Here is an 18,589-nt window from a genome sequence, read left to right as displayed (position 1 = left end):
CGATGCGATTTTCGAATATCGTCCTGCTCCTCAACACGCTCTGGTTCGTCGGCGCGTTCATCCAGTTCAGCATCGCGCAAACCAACACATTGAAGATCCTGCTGCCGCGGGAGGAGCGCAGCAATCCGATCGCGCCGACCCTTGCGGCGAGCGTCGCCTTCCTCGGCGGCATGAATCTGCCGATCGGGCTTTTGTCGCTCTATCTTCTCGCCGCCCGTCCGTCCTTCTTCCAGCCGGTCGAAGCGCAGCTCGCGCTCTTCCTGTTCTTTGCTGCCTGCCATTTCAGCCAGTTCGCCTATAACGTCCCGGTGCTGATGCGCGGCGGCCGCGTCGGGGTGGCCTATTGGCCGGTGTTGAAGGGCCCGATGCTCCGGATCTTCGTCATCGATGCGGCGCTGTTCGCGGCCAATCTCGCAGTGGCGCTGCAGCTCACGATCGCGCCCTGATCTAAGGCGGCGGCTCCGAGAGGGCCGCGCGCAGCATCGCGGCGAGATCCTTGCGCCGGAACGGCTTGGTCAGAATGCGCGCGTCGATCCCGTCGGGCGTCTTGACCGGATCCTGGCTGTAGCCGGACGTGAAGAGCACCTTGAGGCCAGACCGCAGTTGAAGGGCCTGCCCCGCCAGCTCCGGTCCGAACATGCCGCCGGGCATCACGACGTCGGTGAACAGCAGCTGGATGTCCCCGGACCGCCGCAGCACGTCCAGCGCCGCGGGTCCGTTCGATGTCGTGATGACGCGGTAGCCGAGCGCCTTCAGCTCGTTCTCGACGTAGGCGCGCACCATGTCATCGTCCTCGACGACGAGAATCGTCTCGCGTCCCTCCGGTGCGGCGACCCGCTCTGCCGCCGCCGGCTCCGCGTTCGGCGACGTCGCGAGGCGAGGAAAGAACAGCCTGACCACGCTGCCTTGACCCGGTTCGGACTGCATCTGCACAAATCCGCCGGATTGTTGCGCAAACCCGTAGACCATGCTGAGGCCAAGGCCGGTCCCCTTGCCGACCTCCTTGGTGGTGAAGAACGGCTCGAATGCGCGCGCCAACACCTCGCTGCTCATGCCGGACCCGGTATCCTTCACAGCCAGCATGACGTAGTCGCCTTGCCGCGGCTCGCCGTTGACGTCGAGGTCGGATTCGCCGAGCGATGCATTGCGCACCTCGACCGTCAGCTTGCCGCCGTTAGGCATCGCATCGCGCGCGTTGAGCACGAGGTTGAGCACGGCCGTCGCCAATTGACCTGGATCGACGCTGGCGAGCCAGAGATCCGGCGCGAGAGTGAAGCTGGATTCGATATGCTCGCCCAGGGTCCGCTGCAGAAGCTGCGTCATGCCGGTTACCTGCTCGGCGATGTTGATCTCGCGCGGCCGCAGCGGCTGCTTGCGCGCGAAGGCGAGCAGGCTCCGCGTCAGATCGGAACCGCGCTCGGCGGCGGTCGCAATGTCGTCGGCGATCCGGTGCAATTCCTCGTTGCCCGCAAGCCTGTCGGCGAGGTGCTCGGAATTGCCGAGAATGACGGTCAGGAGATTGTTGAAATCGTGCGCTACGCCGCCCGTGAGCTGGCCCATGGCTTCCATCTTCTGCGACTGGCTGAGCTTGTGGCTGAGATCCGCGATGGCGGCGCGCTGCTGCTCGAGCGATTCGGCTGTGCTGTTGAGCAGGGTCATCAATCCGCCGAGCTCGCCGCCCGGGTGAGGCTCCGGAATGCGCGCGCTGAGATCGCCGCGCCCGAGGCTCTTCGCCATGGCGGCGAGCCGTCCGACCTGCCGTCCGATACTCACGCTCGTGAGGATCCAGAGGCCGGCGAGGAGCAGCAGCGAGGCCACCGCCAGGATCGCCATGTCCTCGTAAAGCCGGCGATTCGCTGCTGCGATCAGCCCGTCCTTGGACCGCCCCACCAAAATGTAGAGTCCGGCCTTGCGGATCGAGGGCGAGCGGGCAACGCCCCAAATCTGCGTGCGGCCTCCGCCATCGGCGATCTCCCGGAATGGCTCGCCATCGGGCGCTGCCGCGAAGCGGAACAGGTCGGAGCCCGCAATGGAGCCGCCGATGGGTACGCTCCAGCCGCCGCCCTTGGGGGCCGTCAGGACCGTGCCCTTGGCGTCGACCAGCAGGATGTCCTTCTCGGCGAGCAGCCGCTTGTCGTGAAACTCCGCGAATTTGTTCAGGTTGAAGGACGCCAGCAGAACGAACTTCAGCGCGCCCGCCTCCGATCGCACGGGATAGGCGATCTGCAGCACCGACAGTCCGGTGAGGCGGCCGAACACCGGCTCCACGGCGACAACGCCGTGAAGATCCTTGACCTCTTTGAAATAGCCGCGGTCGTTCAGGTCGAGCGTGCGGTTGGTCCGCAGCGAGTCGCAGAACAGCCTTCCGTCGGGATCGATGGTCAGGATACCCGTGAACTGCGGATATGCCTCGCGGACATCCGACAGAAACGCCGAGCATGCCGCCTTGTCGCGCGTGTCGAGGTCGCGGGCACGGGCGAGCCCGTAATGAAGCTGGGCAGTTCCCTGGATCTTCTCGCCGAGATCGCTCGCAATGTCATCGGCGGATGCGGCGAGATTAGCCAGCGCCGCGTCGATCTCGCTGGCCCGGTTCTGCACGAAGCGCAGCCCGACCAGAAGCGCCGGGACGAGCATGGCTGTGAGGACGAGGATCAGTAACCGGGTACGCAGGCTCATCGGTGGGCGATATCCGCTCTCGGGCGAGGGGGCTCGGAGGTACAATTTGAGGCACGATCATCTGCCCCGTCCATAGCGATCGGCGCGAAAAGCGCACGAAAGGCTAACGATTTCGGAGCGCGAGCAGTGTTGCGTCGCTGTTCCTCTTCCGGCCGACATCGAGTTGCGCCGCCACGCAGCAGCGCTAATATCGCGGCATGCGCGCGACGAAGATCGCGCCGATGTGCGGAGGAAGCTGATGTCCATCTCGGGCAAGGTCGATCCGATGGTGCGTCCGGTGGCGGCGGTCGACATCGCCGAGGCGCTGGTCGAAGGCCTGCGCGATTTCCAGGCGCTGCCGCTCTACGGTCTCTGCTTCGGCGCGCTCTACGCCGTCGGCGGCATCGCCATCATGCTCTGCCTCACCGCCTTCGGCATGGTCTATCTGGTCTATCCCCTGGCTGCCGGCTTCGCGCTCATCGGACCGTTCGTTGCGATCGGCCTCTACGAAGTCAGCCGGCGCCGCGAATGCGGCGAGCCGGTCTCGTTCGGTGCGATCTGGTCGACGATCCGCTCGCGCAGCGAGATCGGCTGGATGGCCTTCGTGACGTTGTTCGTGTTCGTGGTCTGGATGTACCAGGTGCGACTCCTGATCGCGCTGCTGCTCGGCCTCAATGCCTCGTTCTCGAGCCTGCAGGAGTTCATGACGGTGGTGCTGACGACCAGCGAGGGCCTGCTGTTCCTGGCTATCGGCAATGCGGTCGGGGCCGTGCTGTCGCTGATCCTGTTCTCGCTGACCGTGGTGTCGTTCCCGCTGCTGCTCGATCGCGAGGTCGATTTCGTCACGGCCATGGTGACGAGCGTGCGTGCCGTCGTCACAAGCCCGCTGCCGATGATCTCATGGGCCGCCGTGATCGTGATGCTGCTGATCGTCTCGGCGCTGCCCTATTTTCTCGGGCTGGTGGTCACGCTGCCCGTGCTGGGGCATGCGACCTGGCATCTGTACCGGCGGCTGGTGGCGCCGGTGCCGTAGTTTCTGCTGCCTTCCTTCTCCCCCTGTGGGAGAAGGTGGCGCGAAGCGCCGGATGAGGGTTGCTGCAGCGGATTCGATCGCACGAGATTCACGCGCGGAGAGATACCCCTCACCCGTCTCGCCGCTTTGCGGCGAGCCACCCTCTCCCACAAGGGGAGAGGGTAAGTGGCCGCCGCTTGTCTCTCGTCTACGGCGTCTTGATCCCCATCGCCTTCAGCGCATCGAGCATCCGCTGCGGCGGGCCCATCTTCACCACCAGCGGCTTTCCGGTCTCAAGCACGCTCTTGAGACCGGAAAGGATCGCCGGCCAGCCCTGCCGTCCCCCTTCAAGGATATCGTCGCTGAGCGGCCGATCGTGGCCTTCGCTCATGGTGAGGCGGACCGCATCGCCGACGTGTTCGATCTCGTAGGTCACGAGTGTCGGCCCTAACTTCTCGATCAGCTCGGGCCAGTTGACGTTGAACGTGACCGACAGCTTTCGCGGCGGATCGTAGGCGAGAACCTCGCCGCTGATGTGCAGCGCGCCATCGGGCGTGCGCACGATGAATGCGCCGCCGAGGCGTGGCTCGACCTCGACGGTGTTGCCGAAGAAGTACTGCTTGCTGAACTCAGCGGACGTGAGTGCCTCCCACACCTTCTCCGGTGACGAGGCGATGTAGATAGTGTAGACGGTCAGCGGCTTGAATTGATCGAGGTTCATTTCGCGTCGAATCCCTTGTTGAGCGCCGTGCGCGGGATGGAAAGGACCTGTCCTCTCTCCAACAGGGTCTTCAGCCCGGACAGGATCGCCGGCCAGCCGTTGGAGACGGCGCCGAGATATTTGCCGCCCTCGACGAAACCATCGTGCAGTACGGTCAAACGCACGAGCGAGCCGAAGGGTTCGAGCGTGAAGACGACGCGCGAGGTCGGCTCGCCGCGCAGCTCTTCGAACTTATGGTGCTTGAAGCTGTAGGACAGACGCTTCGGCGGATCGGATTCCAGGATCTCGCCGGAATCGGTGACCTCGCCGTCGAGCGTGAGCGCGAAGGGCGAGCCGACCTTCCAGTCGGACCTGACCTCGGCGCCGAACCAATATTGCCTGGTGAACTCGCTCGACGTCAGCGCCTGCCACAGCTTCTCGGGCGTGGTCTCGATGTAGGTCACGTAGACGAACTCCGGCTTACTCATCGCGTTTCTCCAACTGACGTTTCAACTCGCTGAGCGCAGCTAACTTGCTGCGCTCGAACTTCTTGATCCAGCGTTCGCCGATCTGATGGATCGGCACCGGGTTGAGATAGTGCAGCTTCTCGCGGCCCTGCCTGATGGTCGTCACCAGGTTGGCCTCTTCGAGAATGACGAGGTGTTTTGTGACGGCCTGCCGCGTCATGGCGAGGCCCTCGCAAAGTTCGTTCAACGTCTGGCCGTTCCTGGCGTGAAGCCTGTCGAGCAGCGACCGTCGTGATGCATCGGCGAGCGCTTTGAAGACTTCATCCATGGCCGTCATGATAGGCAACCAAATGGTTGCATGTCAAGTCGCGAAAGTAAAGCGAGGGAACGTCTTCCGTTCCAGCCCTCGCCATGCATTAATGCGGCAAAACCGCTGTCAGCGAGTCCCTTCCATGATGTCCATGCAAGCCTATCTCGCCTTCGTCGCTGCCTGCATTGCGCTGGCGCTGCTGCCGGGGCCGATCGTCACCCTCGTCATCGCCAATGGCTTGCGCCACGGCACGCGTGCGGCGCTCGTCAACGTGGCCGGCGCGCAGGCCGGGCTTGCCATCGTCATCGGTATCGTCGCGATCGGCCTGACCTCGCTGATGGCGACCATGGGCTATTGGTTCGACTGGGTGCGCTTTGCCGGCGCCGCCTATCTCGTCTGGCTCGGCATCAGGCTGATCTGGACGCCGGTCGAAGGCGTCGATATCGATGCGCCGCCACCGCCGCCGCGCGGCGGCTTTTTCCTGCAGGGATTCCTGGTGCTGCTGTCGAATCCGAAGGTGCTGGTGTTCTTCGGCGCTTTCATCCCGCAGTTCATGGACATGAACCAGCCGCATTTCCCGCAGGTCGCGCTGCTGGGCGCCACCTTCATGGTGACGGCCGTGATGACCGATGCGCTTTACGCGATCGCCGCCGGGCGCGCCCGAAAATTCTTCTCGGCGCGGCGCACGCGGATGATGTCGCGCATCTCGGGCGGCTTCATGATCGGCGGTGGCATCTGGCTGGCGCTGACGCGAGCGAAGTGACCGCTTACGCCATTCCCTGCTGGCGCAGCGTGACCTCGATCTCGCGCAGGATCCGCGCCAGCCGCTCGGCCCATTGCTGCTGGCCGCTCTCGTCGGCGATCAGGTCCTGGCGGATCTCGATGCCGGTGTTGACCAGCCCGCGCGCCTCGCCGTGGACGGGGATGGTGTAGTCGGTGATGTCGCTGACCGCATAAGGTTGGTTGTCGCCGACGACGAGCGCGCTCTCGGCCTGCAAATGCTGCAGCATCAGCCGCGGCAGCACGGTGTCGCGGTGATAGAGCGTGCCGATGTGCCAGGGCCGCGGATCGCCGTAATAGACCGGCGTGAAGCTGTGCAACGCCACCAGCACCGTCGGCCTGCCGGCCCGGACGCGCGCCTCGATCGCCGCGCCAATCCGGCGGTGATAGGGATCGAAGATCTCGCGTCGGCGCATCTCCTTGGCCGCGGCCGAGAGATCCTCATTGCCGGGGATGGCGGTCGCCTCGGAGATCACGGGGATCGAGCTTGCGACGCCGGGCGGGCGGTTGCAATCGATCACCAGCCGCGAATAGCGCTGCGCGATCAGATGCGCATCGAGCATCTCGGCGAGCCGCTCGGCGACGCCGGCGATGCCGATGTCCCAGGCGATGTGCCTGACGAGATCGCTGTCCGCGACGCCGAGATCGCCGAGCGCGCGCGGCAGAGCCCGTCCGTAATGGTCCGCGGTGAGCAGGAATGCCGATGCGCCTGCCGTATTCACCTCATGCACGGGTGGAATATCGCCCTTTCCGAGCAGTTGATCGGTTGCGTCGGCTATATCCAAATCCATCCTGATTTGCCTATGGAATGACAAACTGTGTAAACGGAGTAGCGGTATCGCACCGACGCCGCAACGTTGGAACAGCATGAGCTCCGATCGACTCTTCGTTTACGGCACCCTGATGCGCGGCTTCGACCACCCGATGGCGCGGCTGCTCGCCGGCCATGCGGAATTTCTCGGCGAAGCCACCTGCCGCGGCCGGCTCGTTCTGGTGAAGCACTATCCGGGATTACTGCTCTCCGAGGCGCCGTCCGACGTCGTCCATGGCGAACTGTTTCAGCTGCGTGTGCCGGACGAGCTCTTGCGCGAGCTCGACATGTACGAGGCCTGCGGCGAGGGCTTTCCGGAGCCGACCGAATATCTGCGGCAGATGATCGACGTGACGTTGCCCGACGGCACCACCGAGAAGGCATGGACCTATGTCTATAACTGGCCTGCCACCGATCTGCCGACCATCGAATCCGGGCGCTTCCTGGAGCACTGACAGCGAATGCTTGCTTCACCTCTCCCCGCTTGCGGGGAGAGGTCGGATTGCATCGAAGATGCAATCCGGGTGAGGGGGTACAGGTCTCTCGACGACCTCACGTGCGGAGAGAAGCCCCTCACCCCAACCCTCTCCCCGTAAGAACGGGGCGAGGGGGCGCACCGCCATCGCGGCTGCAACTAAGCCGACAGCACTTCCTTCACCACGCGCACGTCGACCTCTCGCTCGACATAGGTCCACTCCTCGGTCCGCCGCAGCATCGCCACCAGCTCCTCGAACAGCGAGGCGTGCACGGGGGCGAATTCGAACCAGGTCAGGAAATCGAAGGGGCCGCCGAGGTCGCGGCAATGATAGAGCTGGCGCGCGATCGCGGGCAGAAAACGAAGACTGCTGGCGATGTGGTGCGACTTGTCCTCAAAAATCTTGCGGCGCTCTTCCTGGGTCAGCTCCCACCAGGCCTGCGACTTGCGGATCGGGATCAGCGCCGCGCTGGTTGCCTCGAGCCGGCCGAGGCCGGCCTGCACGGCGACGAGCTGCTGCTTCTCGGCCCGCTCGGTGTAACGCAGGCTGCTCGCGACGCCGACCAGCCGCCAGGCATTGCGCGAGGGCACCAGCGGCAACGAGACGGCCTCGCTGTCGGTCACCGACAGCGCCGGCACGAAGGGCAGGGGCTCGCCCGTCACAGGCGAAATCGAGGTTACCCGCCAGCCCCCGCTCTGGCCGCCTCGAAAGGTCCTGAACATGGGAGGTATGGAAGCGTGGAACCGGGCGCGGTTCAAGGCCCCTCTTCGCCGTCATTCCGGGGCGCCCCGAAGGGGCGAACCCGGAATCCATTGCGCCGCCGGAATGCTGAGAGCAATGGATTCCGGGCTCGCGCTCCGCGCGCCCCGGAATGACGCGGGCTGTGAACAGCGCGCATAAGCCCGACAAACCTGACTTTTGGGGCCGCCGTCCCTATATCCCTGATCCTTCGCCCGACTCAAACGCTCGGCTAAACTCGCCCATGCGCTTCACACCCCAGTTCCTCGACGAGCTTCGTGCCCGGCTTTCGGTCTCCGAGGTCGTGGGCAAGCGCGTCAAGCTGAAGAAGGCGGGGCGGGAGTGGAAGGGGCTGTCGCCGTTCCAGCAGGAGAAGACGCCGTCCTTCTACGTCAACGACCAGAAGGGTTTTTACCACGACTTCTCCTCGGGCAAGCACGGCGACATCATCACCTTCGTGATGGAGACCGAGGGCCTGCCGTTCGCCGAGGCGGTGGAGCGGCTTGCCAACATGGCGGGCCTGCCGCTGCCGGCGGTGACGCCCAACGCGGCGCGGGAGGAGCAGCGGCGGCGCTCGCTGCACGACGTGATGGATCTCGCGGCGAAATTCTTCGCCGAAACGCTGGCCTCGCGCGTGGGCGCGAAAGCGCGCGGCTATCTTGCCGATCGCGCCATCTCGCCGGCGACGCAATTGCAGTTCCGTCTCGGCTATGCGCCGCCGCCGCCCGATCGCTTCGCGCTGAAGGAGCATCTCGGCAAGCTCGGTGTCTCCGTCGAGGACATGATCGAGACCGGGCTGCTCGTGGCCGGCAACGACATTCCTGTGCCTTACGACCGCTTCCGCGATCGCGTGATGTTTCCGATCACGGATCTGCGCGGCCGCGTCATCGCCTTCGGCGGGCGTGCGCTGGAGAAGGACGTTCCGGCCAAATACCTGAATTCGCCGGAGACGCCGCTCTTCCACAAGGGCGACAATCTCTACAACCACCAGACCGCGCGCAAAGCCACCCATGACGGCAGCCCGCTGATCGTGGTCGAAGGCTATGTCGACGTCATCGCCATGGTCACCGCAGGCTTTGCCGGCAGCGTCGCGCCGCTCGGCACCGCGCTCACCGAGAGCCAGCTCGCGCTGCTCTGGAAGATGGCGGACGAGCCGATCCTCTGCTTCGACGGCGACCGCGCCGGACAGAAGGCGGCCTATCGCGCCGCCGATCTCGCGCTGCCATTCCTTGCACCCGGCAAGAGTCTTCGGTTTGCGCTGCTGCCGGAAGGGCAGGACCCCGACGATCTCGTGCGCTCGGGCGGGCGCGGCGCGATCGAGGAGGTGATCACAGCTGCCCGTCCGCTCGCCGACATGATCTGGTCGCGCGAGTTAGAGGGCGGCAATTTCGCCACGCCCGAGCGGCGCGCCGCGCTCGAGGCCCGCATCAGGGAGCTCACGAACGGCATTCGTGACGAGGTGGTGCGGCGCTATTATCGCGACGACTTCGTCGAGCGGCTGCAGCGCACCTTCGCGCCCGAAGGCGGGCGCGGCGGCTTTGGCGGCCGGGGCAATTTCCGCGCAGGTGGCGGCCGGCCGTTCCAGCCGCGGGGCGGGCCGAATCGATTCGGCGGACAAGGGTTCGGCGGCGGCCGCCGTGGCACCCCGGGGCCGACTCCGCTGCCCTCCGGCCCCTACCAGGCGGCGAGCCCGCAGCTGGCGGCAAGCCCGATCCTGCGGGGCCAGCGCAGCGCCATCTCCCGCCGGGAGGCCCTGATCCTGCAATGCCTGATCAACCACCCTTGGCTGCTGCACGAGCATTTGGAGGAGGTCGCCGCCCTGGAGCTGGCCCATCCCGAGGCCCACAAGCTCCGGGCCGCCATCATCGCCGCCTTTGCCAATGACCATCACCACTCGCCAGACCCTGGCGAACTGGCCGAAAAGATGCGCGGCGACCTCGAAAAAGGCGGATTTTCTCAAACTCTTCAAAGGGTTGAGAATGTCATCACGACCCAGGCGGTGTGGGCGGCCCGCGAGGGCGCGGCCCGGGACGACGTTCTTGCCACCTGGCACCAGCTGGTTGCCTTGCATCGGCAATGGCATTCACTACTTAGAGAGCTGAAAGACGCCGAGCTGGCCTTGGGGGAGGATCCCAGCGAGGCCAATTTGGCATGGCTGCGTGACGTCAAGGCTCGGATAGGGGAAGTCGACGGTACCGAGGCCCTGATCGAGGGTTTTGGCGAGCTGTCGGGCCGGCTCCAGAAGAGCATGTGATGAAAGAATCATGCGGACGACCGCAGCTGGTACCGCTAAAAGACTCGCCAAATCCTGGGTTTGGCGGCAAAAACAGGGTTAATCGAGGCTTAACGGTCTTGTAGCACTTTGGCCCCAAGGCGGCCGCAGGCATAACAGACGCGTCAGGAATGAATCCGCGCAATCGCTGTTGGCACTACACCTGCATCCGCCGCGACAAAGAGGCTGACGAAGCGTTAGGCAATTCCGGCGAGAGAAAGTTGGGGGTGGCGAGAGGTTTGTGCGCCGCCCTTTCCGTGTCGAGAGCTGCCGAAGCGAGAGCGTCGAGCAACAGGTTCATGTGAATTCACGCAAGGCGCGGCGGGCGCCTCGCATGAAGCGCGTTTAGGAGCAATGGATGGCCACCAAGGCAAAGACGCTGCAGGCGAAGGACAAGGAAAAAGACGACAAGGCAGCGGATGCGCCGGAGAAGGATTCCCAGGACGCGCCCTCGCCCTTGCTCGACCTGTCCGACGCCGCCGTGAAGAAGATGATCAAGCAGGCCAAGAAGCGCGGCTTCGTGACCTTCGATCAGCTCAACGAAGTCTTGCCGTCCGACCAGACCTCGCCCGAACAGATCGAGGACATCATGTCGATGCTCTCGGACATGGGCATCAACGTCACCGAAGCCGACGACACCGAAGGCGAGGAGGAGAAGGACGAGGGCGACGACGAGACCGATAACGAGCTCGTCGAGGTCACCCAGAAGGCCGTCACCGAGGTCAAGAAGAGCGAGCCGGGCGAACGCACCGACGATCCCGTGCGCATGTATCTGCGCGAGATGGGCACGGTCGAGCTGCTTTCCCGCGAAGGCGAAATCGCGATCGCCAAGCGCATCGAGGCCGGCCGCGAGGCGATGATCGCGGGCCTGTGCGAAAGCCCGCTGACCTTCCAGGCCATCATCATCTGGCGCGACGAGCTCAACGAGGGCAAGATCTTCCTCCGCGACATCATCGATCTCGAAGCGACCTATGCCGGCCCGGACGCCAAGGGCGGCATGAACGCTGCGATGATCGCGGGTCCCAGTGGCGAGAACGGCGAAGCGTCCGCCGAGGGCGGCGAAGCCGCGGCCGCCGCTACGCCCGCGCATGTCGCGCCGCCTGCCGCGCCGCCGGCGCCGACCCCGTTCCGCGCCGCGCCTGCGGCCGCGCCCGAGGGCGAGGAGAAGGATCCGGGCGAGGCCGCGGCCGAAGCCGACATGGACGACGACGAGTTCGAGAACCAGATGTCGCTCGCGGCGATCGAGGCCGAGCTCAAGCCGAAGGTGGTCGAGATCTTCGATCGCATCGCCGACAGCTACAAGAAGCTGCGCAAGCTTCAGGAGCAGGACATCCAGAACCAGCTCCAGAACGAGTCGCTCTCGCCGCACCAGGAGCGCAAGTACAAGAAGCTGAAGGACGAGATCATCGTCGAGGTGAAGTCGCTGCGTCTCAACCAGGCCCGCATCGACTCGCTCGTCGAGCAGCTCTACGACATCAACAAGCGCCTCGTCTCGCATGAGGGCCGCCTGATGCGCCTTGCCGACAGCCACGGCGTCGCGCGCGAGGATTTCCTGCGCAACTACACCGGCTCGGAGCTCGATCCGCGCTGGCTCAACCGCGTCTCGAAGCTGTCGGCCAAAGGCTGGAAGAACTTCGTCCATCACGAGAAGGACCGCATCAAGGACCTCCGCCACGAGGTGCATCAGCTCGCCGCGCTGACCGGCCTCGAGATCGTCGAGTTCCGCAAGATCGTGCACTCCGTGCAGAAGGGCGAGCGCGAGGCACGCCAGGCCAAGAAGGAGATGGTGGAAGCCAACCTCCGCCTCGTGATCTCGATCGCCAAGAAGTACACCAACCGCGGCCTGCAGTTCCTCGACCTGATCCAGGAAGGCAACATCGGCCTGATGAAGGCGGTCGACAAATTCGAGTACCGCCGCGGCTACAAGTTCTCGACCTACGCCACCTGGTGGATCCGGCAGGCGATCACGCGCAGCATTGCGGACCAGGCCCGCACCATCCGCATCCCCGTGCACATGATCGAGACGATCAACAAGATCGTGCGCACGTCCCGGCAGATGCTCAACGAGATCGGCCGCGAGCCGACCCCGGAGGAGCTCGCGGAAAAGCTCGGCATGCCCTTGGAGAAAGTGCGGAAAGTCCTCAAGATCGCCAAGGAGCCGCTCTCGCTGGAGACGCCGGTCGGTGACGAGGAGGATTCACATCTCGGCGATTTCATCGAGGACAAGAACGCGATCCTGCCCATCGACGCCGCGATCCAGTCCAACCTGCGCGAGACCACCACGCGCGTCCTCGCCTCGCTCACCCCGCGCGAAGAGCGCGTCCTGCGCATGCGCTTCGGCATCGGCATGAACACCGACCACACGCTGGAAGAGGTCGGCCAGCAGTTCAGTGTGACGCGCGAGCGTATTCGCCAGATCGAGGCGAAGGCGCTGCGGAAGCTGAAGCATCCGAGCCGGTCGCGGAAGCTGCGGAGCTTCTTGGATAATTGATCGGGGATTGGTTCGGCCGGCGAAGATCGGTCTCAACCTTAACAAACGGCGGGCTGAAAGCCCGCCGTTTTATTTTGATCTTCGGCACCGAATGAAGCAATTTAAGATAGAGTAATCGAATTAGGACGCCTGGGGCGCAGTGATGCATTCAGGTCAGAGAGTTGGGGGACGCTATGTTAGAGCTGGGGACGGTAAAAGCAGTTCCGTTGAGGGAGCTTTGGTCGGGGGAAGCTACACACTTCACGCCGTGGCTTTCGCAAAATCTAGGCATTCTGGCTGAAAAGCTTGGGATGGATTTAGAGCTTGAGATGATTGAGGCGGCTGCTGGAGACTTCGCTGCCGATATTATCGCAAGAGATCTTTCGACCAATCGTCGTGTTGTTATCGAAAATCAATTTGGAAATACAGATCACCGACATCTCGGCCAGCTTATCACTTACGCTTCCGTTCTTGATGCCGGCGCCGTGGTTTGGATTCCTGAGACGATTCGTTCTGAGCACAAATCTGCGATCGATTTTCTCAATCAGAATCTAAAGGAGAGTCTGCGGCTATACGCTATCGAAGCATCAGCCATTCGAATCGACCAATCTAAGCCCGCGTTTGTGCTGAACGTAATTTCGCAGCCAACCGAACCCGCAATTAGAGCGGACGAGCGGGGTGAAACGATTTCCGAAACTCGCGAGAAATATCGAGCCTACTTCCAATCGCTTATCGATGAGCTTCGCACGAAGTATAGTTTCACGAATGCTCGGGTGGGGCAGCCACAAAACTGGTATTTCTTTGCTTCCGAAAATTCGCGGATCTACAAGTACGGTATGAGCTTTGCGATTGGTGGGCGCGTTCGCGCAGAGATCTACCTTGATTGTGGTGAGAAAGCGAAGAATGAGCTATTGTTCGATTGCTTGCATCAACAGGCGTTCGCTATTCACCAGGAATTCGGCTCAGAACTGACTTGGGAGCGGCTTGACGAGAGGCGCGGCTGTCGAATTGTGAGCTATCACGATGGCAGTATAGACGCCGATACCGAACAGTTAGTGCAGATCAAAGATTGGGCTATTGCCAGCTTGCTCAAATTGAAGTCGATCTTCCCGAAAAGGATCGAGCAATGTCTCAGCAAGATCAGTGCGTCAGGCGCATCTGAACAGGACGCGGAGATAGCGAGCTAGTTGATCGGTCCCCTCCTCACGGTGTGGTGCAACACCCGCGGCCCCATCTGCGACGCCGGCATCGACTGGCAGCGCAACAAGCTGCTGGCGCTGGTGCGCGCGGGCACGGTCGAATTCAAGGACATCAACGAGCAGCCTGATGCACCGGCGCACTTTGGCGCTTCGCTCGACGACATCAGGCGCCGACTTCATGCGACCGACGAGGCCGGCTCGTCGTCGGCGCGGATGTCGCGATTGCGCTCTGGCGGCTGACGCCGGGGGAGCGGTGGCTTGCGGCGCTGTTCGGCGATCGTGCGGCGCTGCCGGTCACGCGGTTTGTCTATGACCGGTTTGCCGATCTGCTGTTTGCCTGGAATAGATGGAGCGGGCGCTGGTGAGCGCCTGCCTGTCGCCGCCTACTTCTTCTTCGCCCCGACCCGCTCGATCCGCTTGATCTCCAGCGCCGGCTTGCCGCTCTTCTCTGCGATCTCGCGGTCCTGCGCCATGATGAAGGCGCGGGCGGGTTCGTCGCCGTCGAGGCCGCCGAGCAGCTCGGCGGGCACGCGGCGGTTGGAGCGTTGGGAATCGTCCTCGTAGACGACGTTGAAGAAGGCGAATTCGCCTTTGGGGTTGGTTCCGGGTTTTTTGGCCATGGCGGCTTGTCCTCGATCAGGACGCCGCAGTCAAATGACTTTCGGGGATCGTCGCCAATCCCTTCAATACACGTCCTTCAATAAACGGCGGGCCGAAGCCCGCCGTTTATCTCTTCAGCGTCGCCCGGGGCTGGCAGGGCGACAACCTAAAATAGAACGCTACAGAAGACGCGCCGCGATGGCAAGGCAAATCGTGGCGTGACGATGTCGCAGCAGGCGCATCCGATATGCAGCTGATGCTCATCATGAATTTTCAAAAATTTCGAAAAGCAGATGTTTTGGATCATCGAAGTACTTTGTTCATCTTGATGCGCTCTCGCAACGCAGCGAGAGCGCATGGGCGTCAACGTCTGGAGCTTGCGATGCTGACACAATACCACTGTTTTGCCCGACGGTCAACGTTGATTCGGAAAAACAGCAAACGTTATCGCGGGTCTTCTACTGTGCATGGGGTTGTTTTGCGGTTTTTGTTTCGGCGCCGACGGTCGCCGGCACCGCTATGATCGATCTGGTCGCTTTGACGCGAATCCCGTTCCCGGGCATGATCCTCAGCGCTGCTTCGCGCTGGGATTCTTGGGGATTGCTCCACATGCTGAGACCGCTTCTTGCTGCCGCCTTCGTCGTGTCTCTGGCCGGCGGGGCGGCGCAGGCCGCCCGCTGTGGCGGCGACTTCAACAGCTTCATCGCCAGCATGGCGCAGGAGGCGCAGGCCGCCGGCGTCTCCGCGAGCGTGACCCATGCGGCGCTCGGCGGCGTGACGCCCGACCCTGCGGTTCTCGCCTTCGACCGGCGCCAGCGTTACACCTTCAACAAGACCTTCGAGCAGTACGTCTCGACCCGGGTCGGGCCGGGCCGCATTAATGGCGGGCGCGCCTTGCTGCAACGGCATGCCGCGCTGCTGTCACGCATCGAGCAGAAGTTCGGCGTGCCCCGCTATATCCTGGTCGCGATCTGGGGGCTGGAGAGCGATTTCGGCAAGGGCGACATGGGCAAGCTGCCGGTGGTCCGCACGCTGGCGACGCTCGCGCATGATTGCCGCCGCACCGATCTGTTCCAGGGCGAGCTGCTCGCCGCGCTCAAGATCGTGCAGCGCGGCGACCTGCCGCTGCGCGACCTCATCGGCGCCTATGCCGGCGAGATCGGCCAGACCCAGTTCCTGCCGTCGTCCTACATCAAGTACGGCGTCGATTTTGACGGCGACGGTCATGTCGATCTCCGCCACAGCATCCCCGACGTGCTCGCCTCGACCGCGAACCTCCTGCACACGAGCGGCTTCAAGATGGGCCAGCCCTACGGCGAGGGAACGCCGAATTTCGAGGCGATGCGCGAATGGAACAGGGCGGTGGTCTATCGCAAGACCATTGGCTATTTCGCGGACCGGCTGATGGGGCAGTGAGGAGCGACCGCCGGCAGCCACGCTCGTCATTGCGAGCGCAGCGAAGCAATCCAGATCTGTCCGCAGCGGCAGTCTGGATTGCTTCGTCGCAAGGGCTCCTCGCAATGACGGCGGAGGGACTCTCCCAGCCTACGTCCCCTTCGCCATCTTCTCCAGCCGCCGCTGCAGCGGTGCCCAATAGGTCCCCGGGCGGAAGCGCTGCAAGAGGTCCATGAAGCGGGCGTCGTTGCCGATCAGGATGCGCGGCTCGTTCCGCTCGATGCCCCTGATGATGCGCAGTGCCGCGTCCTTCGGCGAGGTCTTTGCCGCGTTCTCGAACCGTTCGATCGATTGCGCCCGGCGGGCATTGTCGGTGACACCGACGCCGGTGCGTGCGTTGCGCGCGATCGCGGTGGCGATGCCGCCGGGATGCACGACCGACAGCTTCACCGGGCTGCCCGCGACGCTGAGCTCGTGCCGCACGCTCTCCGAGAAGCCGCGCACTGCGAACTTTGCCGCCGCATAAGCCGATTGGCCCGGCGGCGCGATGATGCCGAAGATCGAGGAGAGGTTGACGATGTGCGCCTCGCCCATCGTCTTCAGGTGCGGCAGGAAGGCGCGCGTGCCGTGCACCACGCCCCAGAAATTGATGTCGAACAGCCAGTCCATCTGCACCTGGTCGATCTCCTCGAACGTGCCCATCAGCGCAACGCCCGCGTTGTTGACGACGATGCCGAGGGCAGGATGTGCGGCGATGGCCTCGCTTGCGAACTGCGCGATATCGCCGGCCTCGCCGACGTCGACGCGATGCAGGCTGACCTTGCGCGTTGTTCCGATCTCCGCCACGAGCGCCTTCAATCCGCCCTCGTCGCGATCCGCCAGCGCAAGGTCGCAGCCGCGCTGCGCGAGCTCGATCGCCAGCGCCCGGCCGATGCCGCTCGCGGCTCCCGTGATGGCGGCGGCGCCTCGAATCGTCGTCATGAACTCCCCCCGTCAAGCCCCCGATGATGGAACTATGAATTACATTTTTTTGAAATGAAACCGAACCCTGGCCGGCTTCGGTTTTTAACATGCGTTATGGGCGCATGCATTGGGAGCCGCCGATGGGACAAGCAAAGCCGTTTCGCGCGACAGCGCTGATCGTTGAAGATGACGCCATGCAGCGGGAGATGCTTTGCGTTCTCCTTGAAGAGAGTGGTTACCAGGTCATCCAGTGCGAAAGCGCAGAGGCCGCCGAGCGCGTCCTCGACAAGAACGCTCGTGCGCTTTGTCTGATGCTGACCGACGTCCAGCTTGCCGGCCGCATGAACGGAGTCGAACTCGCGCATGTCGCCAAGCACCGCAATCCCAAGCTCGACGTCGTGGTCACTTCGGGCCGCCCCTTGAAGCAGGCCCTGCCCGACGGCGTCAAGTTCTGGGCCAAGCCCTGGGCGCCGCTCGACGTGCTGCGCGAGGCCGAGATCGCTCAGCTGTCCTGACGCGCCTGCTTTCTCGAAGCGCGTCGCGGTGATAAGGTCGGCCCATGACCTGGTCCTTCCTGCTCACCTCGCTCATCGTGGTCGCTTCTCCCGGCACCGGCGTGCTCTACACGCTGGCTGCGGCGCTGACCCGCGGCTCGCGCGCCAGCGTGGCGGCCGCCTTCGGCTGCACGCTCGGCATCGTGCCGCACATGGCGGCGGCGATGCTCGGCCTTGCCGCCGTGCTCCACACCAGCGCGCTCGCCTTCGCCGCGCTGAAATGGTGCGGCGTCGCCTATCTGCTCTACATGTCCTGGCAGGCGCTGCGCGAGACCGGGGCGCTGGCGGTTGGCGGCGAGATCCGCGAGCGATCGAGCAGCCGCGTCATCGTCACCGGCTTCCTGATCAACATTCTCAATCCGAAGCTGTCGATCTTCTTCCTCGCCTTCCTGCCGCAATTCATCGCGGCGGACGAGGCCCATGTGCTGGCGCGCATGCTGGAATTGAGCGGCGCCTTCATGGTGATGACCTTCGCGGTGTTTGTCCTCTATGGCTTCTGCGCCGGCGCGGTGCGCGAGCGCGTCATCTCCCGCCCGGCCGCCATGGCCTGGCTGCGCCGCTCCTTTGCCGCCGGCTTCGCCGCGCTCGGCGCCAAGCTGGCGTTGTCGGAGCGGTAGATTGTCCTTCACCCAACCCTCTCCCCGCGAAGGGCGGGGCGAGGGTGCGAGAGAGCGGAGCTCGTCGCAAAGCACGCAATAAAAAAGCGGGCCTTGCGCCCGCCACCTTCGATCGACCCGACGCCCGGGCGGAGCTGAGTCCACCCGGGCAAAGAAACAGAAGCCTCGTTACTTCTTCTTCGCCTTCTTGGCCTTTTTCGCCTTCTTCTTCGCCGCCTTCTTCGCTTTCTTAGCCATAGTATCCTCTCAAGGGTTAATGGTGGAACGCGACACGAGGGTGCTCGGCGGAGGGCCAGCCTCGCAACATCCTCGACGACAAACTCAGCAGATTCGGAGCCGGCTGCCCCGCGTCGTCACATCCGTGTCATCCTGTTATCCACAGCTCAGATGCATTTTCGGATGGTTTTTGGCCGCGAATCCGCCTCACGCGCCAGCACGGCCCAGCGGCGGCAACAGGCTTAACGATCCGACAATTGCCGCGTGCCGTTCATGAATCCAAAACCAAGCATGCGTTTTCGCAAGTCGCAGTGAGACTCCATTAAGCGCAACCATCGCATTGTCCTCCGCAAG

18 protein-coding genes and 1 pseudogene are annotated in these 18,589 nt (G+C 63.8%); 11 read left to right on the top strand and 8 right to left on the bottom strand.

Going from position 1 to position 18,589, the window contains the following annotated elements; all coding sequences use genetic code 11:
• The first annotated feature begins 2 nt into the window (after nt 1–2).
• Entirely contained in the window at nt 3–446 is a 444-nt protein-coding gene (locus HZZ16_RS29450; protein WP_197953388.1) for a hypothetical protein, read from the top strand.
• A 1-nt stretch (nt 447) separates the two neighbouring features.
• On the opposite strand, the gene HZZ16_RS29445 is transcribed toward HZZ16_RS29450, so the two are convergent.
• Nucleotides 448–2,676: an ATP-binding protein gene (locus HZZ16_RS29445; protein WP_197953386.1), complete on the bottom strand. Its 2,229-nt coding sequence runs from the start codon at nt 2,674–2,676 to the stop codon at nt 448–450.
• Nucleotides 2,677–2,914: 238 nt separating this feature from the next.
• On the opposite strand from HZZ16_RS29445, the gene HZZ16_RS29440 reads away from it, so the two are divergent.
• The gene (locus HZZ16_RS29440) at nt 2,915–3,688 is read left to right on the top strand and encodes a DUF2189 domain-containing protein (protein WP_197953384.1); all 774 of its coding nucleotides are present in this window, start codon (nt 2,915–2,917) and stop codon (nt 3,686–3,688) included.
• 187 nt (nt 3,689–3,875) lie between these two features.
• On the opposite strand, the gene HZZ16_RS29435 is transcribed toward HZZ16_RS29440, so the two are convergent.
• Genes HZZ16_RS29435 through HZZ16_RS29425 form a run of 3 tightly spaced genes read right to left on the bottom strand, consistent with a single transcriptional unit; the run spans nt 3,876 to nt 5,162 of the window.
• Entirely contained in the window at nt 3,876–4,388 is a 513-nt protein-coding gene (locus HZZ16_RS29435; RefSeq protein ID WP_197953382.1) for an SRPBCC family protein, read from the bottom strand.
• Complete coding sequence (locus HZZ16_RS29430) at nt 4,385–4,855, bottom strand: SRPBCC family protein (RefSeq protein WP_197953380.1); 471 nt, start codon at nt 4,853–4,855, stop codon at nt 4,385–4,387. Before HZZ16_RS29430 ends, HZZ16_RS29435 begins: the two co-directional genes overlap by 4 nt.
• Nucleotides 4,848–5,162, bottom strand: coding sequence for an ArsR/SmtB family transcription factor (locus tag HZZ16_RS29425; protein WP_124160593.1), 315 nt, complete (start codon nt 5,160–5,162; stop codon nt 4,848–4,850). The genes HZZ16_RS29430 and HZZ16_RS29425 overlap by 8 nt, the downstream gene beginning before the upstream one ends.
• 124 nt (nt 5,163–5,286) lie before the next feature.
• Between HZZ16_RS29425 and HZZ16_RS29420 the strand changes: the two genes are divergently transcribed.
• Nucleotides 5,287–5,907 carry a LysE family translocator gene (locus tag HZZ16_RS29420; RefSeq protein ID WP_197953377.1) on the top strand — a complete coding sequence of 207 codons (621 nt, stop codon included), beginning with the start codon at nt 5,287–5,289 and terminating at the stop codon, nt 5,905–5,907.
• Between the two features lie 4 nt (nt 5,908–5,911).
• On the opposite strand, the gene HZZ16_RS29415 is transcribed toward HZZ16_RS29420, so the two are convergent.
• A complete protein-coding gene (locus HZZ16_RS29415; RefSeq protein ID WP_197953375.1) occupies nt 5,912–6,715 on the bottom strand; it encodes an N-formylglutamate amidohydrolase in 804 nt (267 codons plus the stop codon).
• A 76-nt stretch (nt 6,716–6,791) separates the two neighbouring features.
• Here HZZ16_RS29415 and HZZ16_RS29410 point away from each other — a divergent pair, with 76 nt between their 5' ends.
• Complete coding sequence (locus HZZ16_RS29410) at nt 6,792–7,190, top strand: gamma-glutamylcyclotransferase family protein (protein ID WP_197953374.1); 399 nt, start codon at nt 6,792–6,794, stop codon at nt 7,188–7,190.
• Between the two features lie 179 nt (nt 7,191–7,369).
• Here the strand turns inward: HZZ16_RS29410 and HZZ16_RS29405 are convergent, their stop codons facing one another.
• Nucleotides 7,370–7,933 (bottom strand): chlorite dismutase family protein, encoded by a 564-nt coding sequence (locus HZZ16_RS29405; RefSeq protein WP_197953373.1) that lies wholly within the window; start codon nt 7,931–7,933, stop codon nt 7,370–7,372.
• A gap of 260 nt (nt 7,934–8,193) precedes the next feature.
• Here HZZ16_RS29405 and dnaG point away from each other — a divergent pair, with 260 nt between their 5' ends.
• From dnaG to HZZ16_RS29385, 4 genes and pseudogenes are all read left to right on the top strand, one after another.
• Nucleotides 8,194–10,203 carry a DNA primase gene (gene dnaG, locus HZZ16_RS29400; protein WP_197953372.1) on the top strand — a complete coding sequence of 670 codons (2,010 nt, stop codon included), beginning with the start codon at nt 8,194–8,196 and terminating at the stop codon, nt 10,201–10,203.
• A gap of 376 nt (nt 10,204–10,579) precedes the next feature.
• Entirely contained in the window at nt 10,580–12,712 is a 2,133-nt protein-coding gene (rpoD, locus tag HZZ16_RS29395) for an RNA polymerase sigma factor RpoD (RefSeq protein WP_197953371.1), read from the top strand.
• Nucleotides 12,713–12,885: 173 nt separating this feature from the next.
• Nucleotides 12,886–13,878 carry a DUF4268 domain-containing protein gene (locus tag HZZ16_RS29390; protein WP_197953370.1) on the top strand — a complete coding sequence of 331 codons (993 nt, stop codon included), beginning with the start codon at nt 12,886–12,888 and terminating at the stop codon, nt 13,876–13,878.
• 3 nt (nt 13,879–13,881) lie between these two features.
• Nucleotides 13,882–14,255 (top strand): annotated as a pseudogene (locus HZZ16_RS29385) (thiol-disulfide oxidoreductase DCC family protein).
• An 18-nt stretch (nt 14,256–14,273) separates the two neighbouring features.
• Here the strand turns inward: HZZ16_RS29385 and HZZ16_RS29380 are convergent.
• Nucleotides 14,274–14,510 (bottom strand): hypothetical protein, encoded by a 237-nt coding sequence (locus tag HZZ16_RS29380; protein WP_197953369.1) that lies wholly within the window; start codon nt 14,508–14,510, stop codon nt 14,274–14,276.
• 589 nt (nt 14,511–15,099) lie between these two features.
• Between HZZ16_RS29380 and HZZ16_RS29375 the strand changes: the two genes are divergently transcribed.
• Nucleotides 15,100–15,906 carry a lytic murein transglycosylase gene (locus HZZ16_RS29375; protein WP_197953368.1) on the top strand — a complete coding sequence of 269 codons (807 nt, stop codon included), beginning with the start codon at nt 15,100–15,102 and terminating at the stop codon, nt 15,904–15,906.
• A gap of 129 nt (nt 15,907–16,035) precedes the next feature.
• Here HZZ16_RS29375 and HZZ16_RS29370 read toward each other — a convergent pair whose 3' ends face one another.
• The gene (locus HZZ16_RS29370) at nt 16,036–16,866 is read right to left on the bottom strand and encodes an SDR family NAD(P)-dependent oxidoreductase (RefSeq protein WP_197953366.1); all 831 of its coding nucleotides are present in this window, start codon (nt 16,864–16,866) and stop codon (nt 16,036–16,038) included.
• Nucleotides 16,867–16,988: 122 nt separating this feature from the next.
• Between HZZ16_RS29370 and HZZ16_RS29365 the strand changes: the two genes are divergently transcribed.
• Both HZZ16_RS29365 and HZZ16_RS29360 read left to right on the top strand, forming a co-directional pair.
• Nucleotides 16,989–17,363 (top strand): response regulator, encoded by a 375-nt coding sequence (locus HZZ16_RS29365; protein WP_197953364.1) that lies wholly within the window; start codon nt 16,989–16,991, stop codon nt 17,361–17,363.
• A gap of 44 nt (nt 17,364–17,407) precedes the next feature.
• Entirely contained in the window at nt 17,408–18,019 is a 612-nt protein-coding gene (locus tag HZZ16_RS29360) for a LysE family translocator (protein ID WP_197953362.1), read from the top strand.
• The last annotated feature ends 570 nt before the right edge of the window (nt 18,020–18,589 follow it).

It is taken from the genome of Bradyrhizobium glycinis (assembly GCF_016031655.1).
Taxonomy (GTDB): Bacteria; Pseudomonadota; Alphaproteobacteria; order Rhizobiales; family Xanthobacteraceae; genus Bradyrhizobium; species Bradyrhizobium glycinis.
Note: the sequence above shows the minus strand (reverse complement) of the source record. Positions and strands in the feature narration are given on the sequence as shown.

Coding starts and splice junctions, on each gene's coding strand:
- HZZ16_RS29450 (WP_197953388.1), top strand. CDS start 3: ATGCGATTTTCGAATATCGTCCTGCTCCTCAACACGCTCTGGTTCGTC.
- HZZ16_RS29445 (WP_197953386.1), bottom strand. CDS start 2,676: ATGAGCCTGCGTACCCGGTTACTGATCCTCGTCCTCACAGCCATGCTC.
- HZZ16_RS29440 (WP_197953384.1), top strand. CDS start 2,915: ATGTCCATCTCGGGCAAGGTCGATCCGATGGTGCGTCCGGTGGCGGCG.
- HZZ16_RS29435 (WP_197953382.1), bottom strand. CDS start 4,388: ATGAACCTCGATCAATTCAAGCCGCTGACCGTCTACACTATCTACATC.
- HZZ16_RS29430 (WP_197953380.1), bottom strand. CDS start 4,855: ATGAGTAAGCCGGAGTTCGTCTACGTGACCTACATCGAGACCACGCCC.
- HZZ16_RS29425 (WP_124160593.1), bottom strand. CDS start 5,162: ATGGATGAAGTCTTCAAAGCGCTCGCCGATGCATCACGACGGTCGCTG.
- HZZ16_RS29420 (WP_197953377.1), top strand. CDS start 5,287: ATGATGTCCATGCAAGCCTATCTCGCCTTCGTCGCTGCCTGCATTGCG.
- HZZ16_RS29415 (WP_197953375.1), bottom strand. CDS start 6,715: ATGGATTTGGATATAGCCGACGCAACCGATCAACTGCTCGGAAAGGGC.
- HZZ16_RS29410 (WP_197953374.1), top strand. CDS start 6,792: ATGAGCTCCGATCGACTCTTCGTTTACGGCACCCTGATGCGCGGCTTC.
- HZZ16_RS29405 (WP_197953373.1), bottom strand. CDS start 7,933: ATGTTCAGGACCTTTCGAGGCGGCCAGAGCGGGGGCTGGCGGGTAACC.
- dnaG (WP_197953372.1), top strand. CDS start 8,194: ATGCGCTTCACACCCCAGTTCCTCGACGAGCTTCGTGCCCGGCTTTCG.
- rpoD (WP_197953371.1), top strand. CDS start 10,580: ATGGCCACCAAGGCAAAGACGCTGCAGGCGAAGGACAAGGAAAAAGAC.
- HZZ16_RS29390 (WP_197953370.1), top strand. CDS start 12,886: ATGTTAGAGCTGGGGACGGTAAAAGCAGTTCCGTTGAGGGAGCTTTGG.
- HZZ16_RS29380 (WP_197953369.1), bottom strand. CDS start 14,510: ATGGCCAAAAAACCCGGAACCAACCCCAAAGGCGAATTCGCCTTCTTC.
- HZZ16_RS29375 (WP_197953368.1), top strand. CDS start 15,100: ATGCTGAGACCGCTTCTTGCTGCCGCCTTCGTCGTGTCTCTGGCCGGC.
- HZZ16_RS29370 (WP_197953366.1), bottom strand. CDS start 16,866: ATGACGACGATTCGAGGCGCCGCCGCCATCACGGGAGCCGCGAGCGGC.
- HZZ16_RS29365 (WP_197953364.1), top strand. CDS start 16,989: ATGGGACAAGCAAAGCCGTTTCGCGCGACAGCGCTGATCGTTGAAGAT.
- HZZ16_RS29360 (WP_197953362.1), top strand. CDS start 17,408: ATGACCTGGTCCTTCCTGCTCACCTCGCTCATCGTGGTCGCTTCTCCC.